This window comes from Leminorella grimontii (assembly GCF_039789245.1).
Lineage (GTDB): Bacteria > Pseudomonadota > Gammaproteobacteria > Enterobacterales > Enterobacteriaceae > Leminorella > Leminorella grimontii.
Genome location: NZ_CP146357.1, coordinates 2,096,554 through 2,110,877, shown reverse-complemented (window position 1 = coordinate 2,110,877; position 14,324 = coordinate 2,096,554). Strand labels below are relative to the sequence as shown.

Genomic DNA, 14,324 nt, shown 5'->3' with positions numbered 1-14,324 from the left:
GTTATTGATAAAAAAGCCTATGAGCAGGACAAGAGCAAGAGGCTCATAGGTGACCGGCTCCGAGAGCTATCGTTACTGCTTGAGGAGGCGCTTCTAATGGGGGATGCAAGCTTCCCCGTTCACTTACCGAACGGGAAAAGGGGGGTTGCCTAATGCTCGGCTAAGCGTGGCGTAAGAACAGCCCTATTCATGAAATAGGCCTGTGGCTGGCCAGTGAGCTTATGAAGCCCGCTTTTCCATAAGCGGGCCTTTGATTATCCGGAAAAGCGTCCCAGCTTGAATAAGTCCAAAGAGTTCTTTATTTCTAATTTAAACATAATGTTATAACGATGAACGCTAACGGTCTTGCTGCTGATGTTTAGTTTTTCCGCAATGTCCTTGTTTGATAATCCTTGAGTAATGAATTGCAGTATTTCTCTTTCACGATTAGTTAATGACGCCGTTTTACTGGTTTTGCTATGGTAAAGCTTGGTCTTAGGAATACACTGAAAACCGTTCATTACTAATCGGGAAACTAATGTAAGTGATTCTATATCATGGGTTTTATCAATAATCCCATCGATAGGGGCTTCCAGCGAGTTGATAATGTCCAGGTTTGAGCTTTCAGAGGTGAGGCCAATGAGCTTGGTTGAGGCACTTTCACCCTGAATCTCTTTTACCAGCTTTTCCTTATCGCTATTAATTAAGTCAATATTGATCAAAACGAGTTGAATGTCTTGCTCTTTAATCATATCAACAATACCGGATGTCGAATGAATCGCACCGACGATGTCAAGAAAATCAGTGTTTTTTAATATCTCACTGATCGCAAAACATACAAACTTATTGTTGTCTACGATCAAGGTCTTTATTTTTTCTTTATCCATTTCAAGCGCCTATCCTATGTTTAGTATAAGAGTTAAGAAGTGTCCTTTTATCACATATGCCGTAAGTAGAAAATCCACTTCCTATCTGGTGTTAGATGTTAAAATGTTAATAGAAATATAATTGCTTAATTCCATTTTGATATAAGTAACGATAAGAAATCTCATTCTTATATATTTTTTATAAAAATATCCTTTTTGTCATTATCAGTGCCGATTTGCGATCTTATTATCCAAGTGGCTACACATTTTGTAGACCAAGTTTGGTTCTGTTTAATTAGCCTTTATACTTTAAAATGCCAAGGTTAACTGTGATTTTTTCCCTTCTGGGCTAAATTGGCACTGCCTTTCTTGAGGGCAAAGACAGTGCCTATTGAAACTTAATATTATATATTTTCTGAATGTAAGCTAAATCAACTATTATTTATCTAGAAATCCTGTATATAATTATTTTTTAATCTGAACGCCAATGAGCGCCAGTGGGTCCTCGATTTCCCGCAATGCCGGGGTTGTGGCATCGGGAGGGGATTGTACACTGATATTTGACGTGGAATTTATATTTTTATCCACTATCTCTTTGATAGGTAATTCCTTGGCTTCCACCTTTTCTTCTTCGCTTGACTTGTTCACTGAAGACGCAATAAGTGAAGCGTCTACTGATGTATTTTCATCCGCCTCTTTTTCAGATCCTTCAGATGAATTATCGCCAAATCCAATAATATCAACAATGAAGTTATTATCATTATTTTCTTTAAAATCAACATTTATATTGAACGCGCTATTTATTTGTCCAAGTTCAGAAAAAATTCGGACAAGCAGGATCTTGAAGTTAAATTCTGAGCTGACTTTGTTGCTCATCGTCTGGAACAGTTCTTGTTCCGCGTTCAAAAGATCTAAAACGGAGCGACGGTTAACTTTGTATTGTTCGTGATAAAGGCTTTTAACTTCCAATGAGTGAGTAATGCGTTGAGAATAAATATCAATTTGCCGTTCCTGACTCAGCGCATCCTGATACATTTGAGAAATCTTTGTTGATAGATCCTCAATGGATTTTTCAATATTCCAACGTGCGCTTTCTACGCGCTGGGCAGCGCCGCGGCTGCGGTAAATGGCGCCGCCGCCGTCAAAAATGTTGCTATTAACGTTTAGCATGACCAGCGTATCGTTCTCACCATAGGTCGTTGTCTTCCCTTGTGAAACCGAAACGCTTAATGCCGGCATCCAGCTTTTGCTCGTGTAGGCGTATTCTGCCGAAGCGGCGTCTTTAGTTGCGCGCATGGCCTGGATACGAGGAGATTCTGATATTCTCTCGCGCATGTGTCCGGTCAGCTTATTTTTGATAGCCGTTAAGTCTGGATCAATAAGCTCGGAAGGGCGCTTGCCAACTAAAATGTAATAGTCTTCTTGCGCAGCCTTAAGCTGGGCCTCATAGCCGGAAAGATCGGCTTCCAGCCCCTTAATACGAACTTCAACCTGCTCAACGTCACCCAAACTGTCAACACCGCCGTCAGCTCTCGCTTGAGCAAGATGGAGTATGTTAAGGTGTTCGGCCTTATTTTTATTGGTAATATCGATTATCTGCTGAAACTTAATAATATTTAAATAAACTTCCGCAACTTTAGATGACAGCACCTCTGCTTCGTCATAAGCGCTATATACTTCGGTCGACTTATTGTATTTTGCATAATCAACCCGATCTCCGGTACGCCCAAAATCAAACAGATTTTGCTCAACCTTCACAGAATAGGTTTTTCCATCGTCATTACTGTTGTTGCTGTTTGTATTGGTAAGCTCATTTCCCGTATTGACCGACACGTTGGGGAGCCACCCGCTGCGGGCTTCACCGATAGAGCTGTCCGCTGAGGCTACCTTGCCCTTGTGATATTTAATCGTAGGTGAACGATTTATCGCTTCTTGCAGCGAGTTCTTTAGCGTTTGTGCATTCGACGGCACGGAAAGGGTGGTAATACCTGCTAGCACAAGGCATAGCATAATCCTGTTATAGTTGATCACTTATCTTTCCCTCAGTGCTTCTTTGGCTTTATTCAATGGTTTAAGCAAATAGTCAAAAACGCTCTTCTGTCCGGTTTTAATGTCGACGGTCGCTAACATTCCCGGGACGATTTCGTGCAGCTTTCCGTCTTTGGTTTCCAGGGCCGCTCGCTCTGTACGAACAAACACCTTGTAGTAGTACTGTTCGCGACGTACCTGATCCTGAATGGTATCTGGCGAAATGCGTTCAACTGCTGCATCCATCGTTCCATAAATAGAGGATTCATAGGCGCTTATCTTCACGATCGCTTTCTGGTGAGGATGAATAAACGCGATGTCGCGAGGGTTAATTTTTACCTCAATCAACAGCTGATCTTCTGAAGGAACAACCTCCATCAGCTTGCCTCCGGGTTCAAGCACACCGCCAACCGTCGTCACCTGAACGTCTTTAACAATGCCTTTTACGGGCGATGTGATGATCGTGCTGGCCAACTGATCTTTTCTTTGCAGCAGTTGGAAATAGATGGAATCCAGCTCGTTTTTCTTTTTCACCAGCTCTTCTTTAGCCTGTTCAAAGTAATGGTTACGCGCTTCAGTAATGCGATTTTTCAAATCGTTTTCTTCTTTTCTCAGGCGAAGCTCTTCAACCTGGCCCACTGCGCCTTTTGCAACGAGAGGGCGGATTAATCCCAGCTCATTGTTAGTTAACTTCAGGCTTCTTTGCAGGCCGGAGACGTTTTCTTCCAGGCTTCTGCGGCGCGATACCAATAGCGACATTTCGTGATCGATAAGCACCTTGTGTTCGTTTAATAACTCCTCGTCGCTGAGCTTTTTATCGTTGGACTCACTGGCATAGCTGCGCAGAAAAGCGATAAAGTCCGGCTGTGCCTTTTCATCTTTAATCTCGGCCGTTAAGCGCGCAATGCTGACGGCTAATGCCTTTACCTTGGCGCCGACTTCATCGTATCCGGCCTTAAAGCGAGTTGAGTCTAGAATGGCCAACTGCTGATTGGCTTCCACTATATCGCCTTCACGAACCATCAACTCTCGAATGACGCCGCCGTCTCTGGCCTGAATGACCTGAGAACGGTTCCAGGTAATGACGGTTCCCTGACCGTGTGTGACTTCATCAAGTTCGGCAAAATAGGCCCAAATGAGCAAAACCAGACATGTTGATAGAATGAACCAAATGATATTCGCGTTTTTACTGGTTTGAGCATCGCCAATCTCAGCCATGTCTTGATTTTTCTTAAAAAGTCTCATTTTTATAATCTCTGCTAGTTCGCTGCCTTCAGCCTTTGTAATACCGCATCTCGCGGCCCGTCGAGAACGACGCTTCCCTGGCTCATAACGATAATCCGGTCTACCAGCCTTAGCGGTGCGTGCCGGTGCGTAACGACAACAAACGTTTTGTCCTTAATGTGTTCGCTCAGAGCGCTAACGACATGATTTTCTAGAGTTTCATCCATATTGGCCGTCGGTTCGTCCAAAAGCAGGATAGGGGAGTCTCGGAGCAGCGTTCTGGCCAGCAAAAGCGTTTGTTTCTGGCCTCCGGAGAGCCCTCGTCCACCTTCTGCTATAGAGAGCTCTAGCCCCTGGCCCGTTTTTAGCAGGCTGGCGGCGCCGGCAATATTGAGCGCTTCGACAATTTTTTCTAATGACGTTTGGGGCTTGCCCATGATCAGATTGTCTCGGATCGTGCCGTGAAAGAGCTGGGCGCTTTGCGGAAGGTAGGCAATATCCCGGCGAACGTCGTTGTTGCTGATGTCCTTCATCGTCAGACCGTCAAGCAGCAGCTCCCCTTCGGTCGTTTCGGCGATGCCTGAAATCAGTCGCAGCAGCGTTGATTTACCCGCGCCAATAGAACCGAGAACGGCGACTTTTTCTCCAGGACTGATTTCCAGCCCGCCGATATCCAGCGCCATCGGCGCTTCAGGATTAAAGCGATACTTAACGTTTTTCAGACTGAAATGACCACGGATTGCATCAGTATGGAGCGTTTCGCTAAACGGTTTCTGGTCCAGCGGCTTTTTCAAAAATTCGTCTAATCCGGTTTTTGCCATTTTGGCATGCTGCCAGCGGGTTAATACCTGAGCCAGCTGGCCAAGGGGCGCAACTGTGCGGCTGGAAAGGATGGAACAGGCGATAAGCGTACCGGTGGTAATGTCATTTTCAATAACCAGATAGACGCCAATAGCGATAACGCTGATGTAGACCAGCTGCTGAACGAACTGGCACCAGTTGGTAATCAGGCTGCCCCAATGACGCTGTTCAAGAGAGATTTGCGCCGTTGTCGCGTTACAGCCGTTCCAGGTACGCAAGAAGCGATCTTCGGACTGCATGATCTTAATGTCTTCCAGGCCTTCGACGGTTTCTACCAGCATGGCGTTACGAATGGCGCTTTCGCGGATCCCCTGTTGCGACAGGCGCGCAAGCGGCCACTGGGCGATTAATCCCGGTATAATGACAAGAGGAATAGCCAGCAGTGGCGCAAAGGCTAAAGGACCGCCGATAAAGGCAATAACGCCGATGAATATCAGAATGAAGGGCATATCCACCATGGCGACGACCGTCGTAGACGTCAACAGCTCTCGGATATGTTCGATTTCTCTGAGCTGAGCAACAAAGGCGCCGGTAGAATTGGGTCTGGCATCGTTCTTCATGCGCAGCGCGCGTGAAAAGAACATTCCCGACATAAAAAGATCCGTTTTCTTACCAATCGCGTCGGCCAAGTGGCTGCGGGCAAGCCTCAGCATCATGTCCATGAGTAGCGCAACGACAACGCCGATAAATAATACCCAAAGCGTATTGTAGGACTGTGCGGGAATGACGCGGTCATATATCTGCATGGAGAAAAGGGCGCTGGAAAGCGCCAGAATGTTGCCGAACAGGGCACCCAGCGCAATTTGTCCATAAAATTTGAGATCTTTTTTTATCAAATTGAATAGCCAGTTTTCTTTATAAGGTTTAAGAAAATCATCTATTCGCTTATCTTCAACTCGCTCTTTGTGATAAATAAGCCAAGCCGGACCCTCTCGCATAGATTCGAGCTGTTCTAAGTCGACCTGGGTTTTTATATCAGGAGATATATTAAAGGAAAGAGTTGCGGTTTTATTTTCATTTATACTATAAATGACGACGGCCTGATCGTTATTTAACGGCACGAAAACCGGAAACAGAAGCTTGGGGATTCTTTCCAGTTTTTCATTAGTTTTTTTGTGGTTTAATCCTATGTAATTTATCATGTTTTCCATTATCTCATCGTGGCTTCCGCCGTTCTGGATAATGTGCTGCAAGTTGTTTGGTGTAACGCTAATTCCCAGCTCTTTGGCAATAATTGTTACGCATTCACTCCACGGTGAAAAACCCATAATCTATCCTTGAGACATTTTATCTTTAATATAAAGGTTATTAATTAATAACTATCCGATTAATAGTGATTAAGTAATAAAAGGGGCGAGAGCTCGCCCCTTAGAGAGTTATTAAATAACGCTAACGCCGTTCTGTACCCAAATCTGTGCGTCTTCGTCTTTGTCGTAGACATACAGGTTGTACTCAACGCCGCCTTTGTTAGCGGTTGCAACGTTGCTCCAGCTGGTCAGATCCAGATCGACCTTATCGTCGGACGTGCCGTTGATGAACAGCTTCTTGTCGTCGTTAAGTTTGATCAGATCGTTATAGCTAACGTCCAATTGCAGAGCGGAAGTTGAGTTCAGGTCGATCTGCTCAATGCTGTGCAGCTTGCTCAGAACGTCAGAACCGATAGTGGTGCCGCTTTGATCGTGGAATACCACAGTATCAAAGCCGTCGCCGCCGTTAATCGCGCTGAACTTGTGAGAGTCGACCAGAATGCGATCGTCGCCGTCACCTGCGTTAACATTGCTTACGCCGTTGCGGCCATCGATAACGTCATTACCCGCGGTGCCTTCGGCTGAGTGGTAGTTACCCTCAATGAATTCACCCGGCTTGCTAACGTCGCCGTTGTCGCCCTGATAGCGAGAAGTACCGTCGCCGTTGTAGGTGCGGCTATACAGGTTGCTGTCACCGTTGGAGACTTCAGACCAGGTTACCGCGAAGCCGCCGTCGGCCAGCGACGTGACGGAAGGCAGAGAACAGGTGCCTTCATCGTCAACGCCTTTATCAACCACCAGCTCACCGGTCACAGGTGCGCCGCTAGCGTCATACACGCGGGCCATAACGTGCGATTCGCCGTTAGCGTTAGATGCCCAAGTGACAACGTAGTTGCCGTTTTCCAGAACGGAAATGTCGTAAGCGCCGGTCAGCGTGTTCGGCATCAGGCCCTGAGTGCCATCGGTAGACTGATTAGCTACGATAGCGTCGCTCAGCGGATGCAGCTGATCGTTCAACACTTCAAAGCGCTGAACCATAACGTCGCCGCCGTCGCCCTTGGTTGCGCGAACCCAAGAAACCAGGAACGTACCGTCATCCAGAGCAACAATCTTAGGCGCGATGTCGGTAGAGCCGGCAGGCGCATTGGTATTGATTTTTGCCCCGTCAAGAACGATCTTACCCGTTTTGAAGTCAACGACGGACAGCTTCAGATCTACCGGGCTGCTGCTTAACAGCTTGTCCAGAGACCAGTCTTTGCAACCCTGCTGCCATACGACCGCATACTGGTTGTTGCCAATACCGGCGCCGGCAAGGCCTTCGGTATCGCTGCCAGGGTTAGTGCCAAACAGGAAGTTGACGACAGTGTCAAACACGCCGTTATTAGTGGTGATATAGCCGTTTTCATCAAGGAAGCCGCCGAAGTTAGTGTCGGTCGGCGTCTCAATGTTGCTGCTGACCTTAACCAGATTACCGTTGGCGTCTTCCGCATAGCGATAGCTGTACAGGTGTGAACCAAGTTCAAACGCATCGGTATCGATGAGCTTCAGGAAAAAGTCTTCAATCGACTTGATGGGTTCCTTAATCCAGGTCAGTACCAGCTCCGTTACGGTATCAATCAGCTGACCGATAATCGGAATGCCGGACAGGCCCAGCGCTTTGCAAAGGTCGCGAACGAGGCCGGAGATATCCAAATTGTCATTCAGATTTTCCAGGTCCAGGAATTCACGCGTATGCGTACCGGTAAATACGACGCTGCCATCAGGCATCTGAACGATAGAGGAGCTCATTGCTCCCTGACCGATAATCGCTGAAAGGATATGGTTCGGCAGGGTGTTGACCAGACCGTCGACCAGCGCTTTAAAGTCGGTATTCGGCAGAACGTTCAGGAAGTCGAGCGTCTTGAGCGCATTAGTTAGGAAGTCGGCGATCGGATTAACGATACTGGACAGGAAGCCAGTAACTTGATCCGCGATGCCGTCCGGCAGCCATTCCTTCAAAATGCCGTTAGCGCCACCGAGGTCGTTATGGGCGGAGACCATCTGCGGGCCGCTGGTGATAGGCGAGCCTTCAGCGGTAAAGCGCTCATAAACAACGTCGTGGCCCGTATAGCTGCCGGCCGTATCATTCTTGGCGTACAGTACGGTGATCGCGCCGTCGGTCGGAGAAACGGCAACGTCGAAGTTGGACAGGAACTTCTGCGCGCTTTCTTTGCTGTAGCCGTCGGCAACGTTTTTATCGCCCAGCGTTAAGGTATTGGTCAAATTACCCGCAGCATCGAAGATCTTGATTTTGATGTCGTAGTATTTTGAACCTGCAGATTCCGCTTCCGGATAAGCTACCAGGTAGCCGCCGTTCGGCAGAGCGCGAGTAATAGAAATCGGTGCGTCGATCGTACCGTCAGTTTCGATCTCACGAACGTCTGAATTAGCGACAGACATGTCGTAAGCCTTCTGCTCGTACGTCACGGATACGTCTTTACCTGACTCCGTTACTTTTGTACCTACAACGGTCTGTACGTCAAAGTTGTGCTTACCTGCGTCCAGATTCTCAACCTTGATTGACCAGTTGCCTTTAGCGTCAACTTCGGCCGTGCCGATGACTTTACCGCCGTCCAACAGGTTCACGGTTGAACCGGGAACGCCGCGGCCATGAATAGTTGGAGAGGTTACGTCGGTCGTAGCGGTCAGATCCATTGACTGGCCGTCTTCGCCCATACCCAGTACGGATGCTTTGTGTGAACCGGGAAGCGTGACGCTGGCCGTGTTGCCAAGATCGTCCGCCAGGCTGATAACGCTCGTGCCGGGAACTAATGTCTGGCCTTCATTCAGCGTAATCTTGTAGTTGCCGTTTTCATCGGCAGTCACTTCATAGTCGGCTTTACCGTCGCCGTCAACGTCAAGCTTAACCTTGGCGCCGGGTTCAGTTTTGCCGCTAATGACGTTCAGATCCTGAGATACAACGATGCTCTCTGCTTCTGGCGCCGTGGCGTCAATTTGAGTAGAGACAGGAATTTTTTCGCCCTTGCTGTTTACTACCCATACGGTCACGGTTGCACCGTCGGCAATCGGCGTAGCCGGCGTGAAGGACCAGTTTCCGTTTGCGTCGGTTTTAGTCGCGAAATCGTGGTGGCCGTCGCTGTTAACGTCGATATAAACGGTAGCGTTTTTAGCGTCGCAGGTACCGGACAGGCTGGAACCGTTAGAACGGTTCAGCGTCAGCGTCGTCGGATCGGTTACCTCACTGGGATCTGGCGTAGGCGCAGGGTTAGAAGATGAGTGATCGTTATCATCATCGTCATCATTTGCTGCCCATGCGATAAGACCGGCTACGCCTGCGGCGCCAAGGCCCAATGCAACGAACAGACCGGTATTGTCATCGTCACCAGCCGCAGCCGCTTCTTCGCCGCGGACTTCATAGTAGTCCCAGCCTGAAATAATGTCTTTAAGTTGCTCAGGGGTATAGGCAACAACTTCAGCGCCGTCGTTATAGACGCGCTCATCGCCCAGAACGATCTGCTTTTCCGGCAAACCTGATTCAGGCGTATTTTCAATTGTCAGAGAGCTTAGCCCTTGGTCGGCGGGGCCGAAAAAATTATCAACCGTAACGACATTGCCATCGCTGGTGTTAATAATAAGTCCTGATCCGTTACGAGCCATATGAGAAACGTGACCGTTATTTCCTTCAATAAACAGTCGGGTTCCCGGCGTTGCGTGAATATTCGTTGAAGAACTCAACGAAACCTCTTGTACAGCTTGCCCTGCTTGTTGTATGTATAGTTTCATATCCATAACCTATAATTGAGGTATAAAACCGACTTTCAATGCTGAGGATCCTGTGCGCTTGAAAACCAGTTTTTTCTACTAAATAAATATATGAGTAATTTAATTGGGTGTGTTTATTAACTACTTTTTAATTAACCTTACTATCCTCCTCATATGGTTAATGCTGGTTTTTTCGGTGAAGTTAATCTATCAAAAAAAGATGTTAATGCAAATTTAAAGGGCGGTAGTAAAGCCGATTTTTATGTGCAAATAAGTCAATATTTATTTTTGGTGTTACTTTTTTTATAAATCTCTTTTTAATCTCAACATGTCCTTATTATTTTTATAAATAATCTTTTAGCATTTGCTAAATTCCACCGTTTTGCAGTGTACTTTAGTAGAGGGGATTCAGCCGCGACAGGAGGTTTGAAGCATTGTAGCATATAATAAGAAACTTTGAGGATTGGTAAGGCGTCGGCGCTGGGAGTGATGTCTTAAATAGGGTATATAGGCCGGTAATGCCTTAAAATCATCCAAATAATACACGTTGTTATATAAAATTTTTTATGCGTAAATATTATATCGCTTGATAGTTTAAGAATGTAATAAATAATGGCTAATAATTAAACGTTCATTCTATTGTTCTGAAGGGATTTTCTATTATTACGCCAGCTTGATGGTTATTGATTTTGTGTTTTTAAATTTCTTCATTCTAGTGTAGGGTGAGAATATCTTCCCGTGGGAAATTAATCATAAGTAAAGCTAAGTTTTATTCTTATCTAATATTAAGAATGTACTGGCGATTTTTTGGGGTTTATTCATTTTATAAAGGATGGGAAACATATGGGACTGTTTCGCCAGGAGGCGCTTCAGGCAGAAAGGCAGAAATGGCTAGGGAGCGTAATATTAAGTACGCCTTTATCTCTGCGTTTTTTTACTTTTTTTATCTGTGCGGTTATAGCACTGGTTATATTGTTTTGCATTTTGTTTTCATATACCAGAAAACAAACGGTGACGGGGCAGCTTGTCCCCGATAAGGGCGTTATTAAAGTTTATAGTCAACAATACGGCATCGTTATTGAGAAAAAGGTTAAGGAAGGCGACAGGGTCAAACAGGGCGATGCGCTGTATGTTATTTCAAGCGAAAGAGAAGGCGCTAACGCGCTCGGCACTCAGCAAACGATAAGCACGCAGATTCAGGCAAGGTTGGATTCACTTAACGATGAGCTGAATAAAAATCAGGAACAGTTCTCAGCGGAAAAGTCTCTGCTTGAAAGTTACATCGAGAAGTTAAATAGCCAGATTGATGCGCTAAATAAACAAATCGTCAATCAGCGACGTATTCTGGGGCTGGTTCAGCGCCGTCAGCAGCAATATCAGCAGATTTATCAGAAAGAATACATTTCTCTGGAACAGTATGAGCGAGTGAAAGAAGAGGTTCTGCAACAGCAGAGCGCGCTAAGCAGCTATGAAAGAGAAAAGCTCAACACCGAAAAGGAACTGGCCGGTCGTCAATCTGAGCTGGATGGGCTGCTGCTGAAGTTTGAAAAACAGCAGGGACAGCTCGAACGAAACATTTCCAGCGCCAAACAGGAGCTGGCCGAAAGCGAAGCCAAGCGCGAGATCGTTATTCAGGCTCCTCAATCAGGGACGGTGACGGCCGCCGTCGCGCAGGTAGGGCAGTTTGTTGAAAGCAGCAAACCGATGGTCAGCATTATTCCTGAAAACTCGATGCTGCAGGTTCATCTCTATGCGCCCAGCAAAGCGGTCGGCTTTATTCAGGAGGGGGCGGAAGTCTGGTTGCGCTACCAGTCATACCCTTACCAGAAGTTTGGCCAGTATAGAGGCCGGGTGGTTTCTGTTTCTAAAGTGACGCTGACACAGCATGAAATTCAGGCTACGTCACTTACGTCCAATGAACCTTCGTTTTATCAAATTACGGTTAAGCCTGAGAGCCAAACCGTCTTTGCTTATGGCCAAAAGAAAGCGCTTCAGCCAGGAATGGAACTGGAAGCAGACATCACGTTGGACAAGCGCAAGGTTTATGAATGGGTATTGGAGCCACTGTTTAGCATTACGCAAAAGGCAAGCGACTGAGGTTAAGGGGCGAATTGAAGGATGAGTTTTGTTAAAAAAATAAATTTTGGGCTGACCAGCCATCGGCTGCCTGTCGTGATCCAAACGGAGTCTGCCGAATGCGGACTGGCCTGTCTGGCAATGATTGCCGGCTACCATAGTTACAATACCGATTTAGCGACGCTACGCGGTAAGTTCAGTATTTCTCAAAAAGGGATCAATCTAAGCCAGCTTATAGGCATTTCTAAACAGTTAAACCTGAACAGCCGCTCTTTGCGCTTAGAGCTCGACGAGCTTCCTAAGCTGAAACTTCCCTGCATTTTGCACTGGGATTTCTCCCATTTTGTGGTGCTAAAGTCAGTCAAAGGAAATCGGTGCGTAATTCACGATCCCGCGACCGGCGCCCGTCAGTTAACGCTGTCTGAAGTTTCTTCATCGTTTACCGGCGTGGCGATAGAGCTCTGGCCGGATGAAGGATTTAAGCCGCAGGAACAGCGTCGTCACGTTCGCTTTCGCGATTTGATAGGGAAAATCACTGGGCTTAAAAGCAGCTTTATCCAGGTGTTAATACTGGCGTTGGGGATTGAATTATTCAGCATTGTTTCACCGCTGTTTACACAGTGGACCATCGACTACGTTATCGTCTCTAACGATAAAAATCTGTTGGTTACGCTGCTTGTCGGCTTTGGCGTTATGATGCTGGTGCAACAGTTTACTTCAGCCGTACGCGCCTGGGTCATGATGTATATTTCGACCTCGATCAGCGTACAGTGGCGCGACAGCGTGTTTCGTCACCTGATGCGTTTACCCATCAGCTACTTTGAGAAGCGCCATCTGGGCGACATCGTTTCCCGTTTTGGCGCCGTTGATTCCATTCAGTCCACGCTGTCGTCTTCCTTCTTCGTCGCTATTCTCGATGGGCTAATGACCATCGTCACGCTGGTGATGATGTATATCTATAGCCCTCTGCTGGCGACCATTTGTCTGATTACCATGATGCTTTACGTCATCGGACGCATCCTATGGTACCGGCCGCTGCGCATGGCGTCGGAGGAGCAAATCGTCCACGGCGCCAAGCAGCAAAGCCACTTTCTGGAGACGGTGCGCGGCGTAAGAACCATCAAGCTGTTTGAACGCCAGCAGGAGAGAACCGCAGACTGGATGGGGCTGCTTATTCGCCAGATTAACGCCGGCGTGCGGGTGCAGAAGCTGCAAATTTATTACCAGCAGCTTAACGGACTGCTGTTTGGCGTAGAAAACCTGGTGGTCTTGGGGCTGGGGGCCATGATGGTTATGGACCAGACCTTTACGGTCGGCGTTCTTATGGCCTTTACCTCCTATAAAACCCAGTTCAGCCAGCGCATAAGCAGCCTTATCGACAAGTTCTTCGAGTTGAAGATGCTGAGCATCCAAACCGAGCGCCTGGCCGATATCGTTCTTACCGCCCCTGAAGACGCTATTGAACCGGTTTCTGAGACGCAGCAGTCCCGGCCGCCCAAAATTGAGTTCAAAAACGTCAGCTTCCGCTACGCCGATAGCGAACCCATGGTTATTAAGGACGTGTCCTTCGTCATTGAACCCGGAGAGTGCGTCGCGCTGGCAGGCCCGTCTGGTGGAGGTAAAACCACGCTAAGCCAGCTGCTGTGCGGCAGCCTGACGCCCTGCAGCGGCGACATCCTGATTGATGGCACAAGCCTTAAAAAGCTGACGCCGGCCGGGCTGCGGCGGTTTAGCGCGACGGTGCTGCAAGACGACGTGCTGTTTGCTGGCTCAATTATGGACAACATCACCTTTTTCGATCGCGATATCGACAGGGAACGCGTCGTGAAGTGCGCGCTGATGGCGGCTATCCATCAGGATATTGAACAGATGCCGATGCAGTACAACACGCTGGTCGGCGATATGGGCGTTGCGCTTTCCGGAGGGCAAAAGCAGCGGATCCTGCTAGCCAGAGCGCTCTATAAGAGCCCTCAGCTTCTGATTCTGGATGAAGCTACCAGCCATTTAGACGTTCAGCTGGAGCAGGTGGTTAATGCCGCCGTTTCCCGGCTGAAGATCACGCGTCTGGTGATTGCCCATCGCCCGCAGACGCTAGCCTCTGTCGACCGAATCATTGTTATTGAAAACGGCATGTCAACTCAGCAACTCACTCCCGCCCAGCTTTTTGGTCAGCCGGAGAGCCCCAAACCCACAACAGAGCCAGTTACCGAGGAGGAAATCTAGGATGAATGAACGAGTGTTTACGGCATTAACCTGTTTTGTCGTAACAATCGGTGTCTGC

7 protein-coding genes are annotated in these 14,324 nt (G+C 47.5%); 2 read left to right on the top strand and 5 right to left on the bottom strand.

Annotated features, from left to right (window positions below; translation table 11 throughout):
* Nucleotides 1-254 precede the first annotated feature (254 nt).
* The 5 genes from V8L73_RS09870 to V8L73_RS09850 all read right to left on the bottom strand — a co-directional run bounded on the left by V8L73_RS09870 (nucleotide 255) and on the right by V8L73_RS09850 (nucleotide 9,940).
* Nucleotides 255-866, bottom strand: a complete 612-nt coding sequence (locus V8L73_RS09870; protein WP_027273137.1) for a response regulator transcription factor — start codon at nucleotides 864-866, stop codon at nucleotides 255-257.
* A 444-nt stretch (nucleotides 867-1,310) separates the two neighbouring features.
* Entirely contained in the window at nucleotides 1,311-2,876 is a 1,566-nt protein-coding gene (locus tag V8L73_RS09865; protein WP_027273138.1) for a TolC family protein, read from the bottom strand.
* Nucleotides 2,877-4,091, bottom strand: coding sequence for an HlyD family type I secretion periplasmic adaptor subunit (locus V8L73_RS09860; RefSeq protein ID WP_027273139.1), 1,215 nt, complete (start codon nucleotides 4,089-4,091; stop codon nucleotides 2,877-2,879). It abuts the gene before it with no gap.
* Nucleotides 4,092-4,132: 41 nt separating this feature from the next.
* Nucleotides 4,133-6,226: a type I secretion system permease/ATPase gene (locus V8L73_RS09855; protein ID WP_261830919.1), complete on the bottom strand. Its 2,094-nt coding sequence runs from the start codon at nucleotides 6,224-6,226 to the stop codon at nucleotides 4,133-4,135.
* Between the two features lie 111 nt (nucleotides 6,227-6,337).
* Nucleotides 6,338-9,940, bottom strand: a complete 3,603-nt coding sequence (locus V8L73_RS09850; RefSeq protein ID WP_347254754.1) for an Ig-like domain-containing protein — start codon at nucleotides 9,938-9,940, stop codon at nucleotides 6,338-6,340.
* 1,038 nt (nucleotides 9,941-10,978) lie between these two features.
* On the opposite strand from V8L73_RS09850, the gene V8L73_RS09845 reads away from it, so the two are divergent.
* Complete coding sequence (locus tag V8L73_RS09845) at nucleotides 10,979-12,064, top strand: HlyD family secretion protein (RefSeq protein WP_161624100.1); 1,086 nt, start codon at nucleotides 10,979-10,981, stop codon at nucleotides 12,062-12,064.
* Nucleotides 12,065-12,085: 21 nt separating this feature from the next.
* Nucleotides 12,086-14,266, top strand: a complete 2,181-nt coding sequence (locus V8L73_RS09840; protein ID WP_071783241.1) for a peptidase domain-containing ABC transporter — start codon at nucleotides 12,086-12,088, stop codon at nucleotides 14,264-14,266.
* Nucleotides 14,267-14,324: the final 58 nt, after the last annotated feature.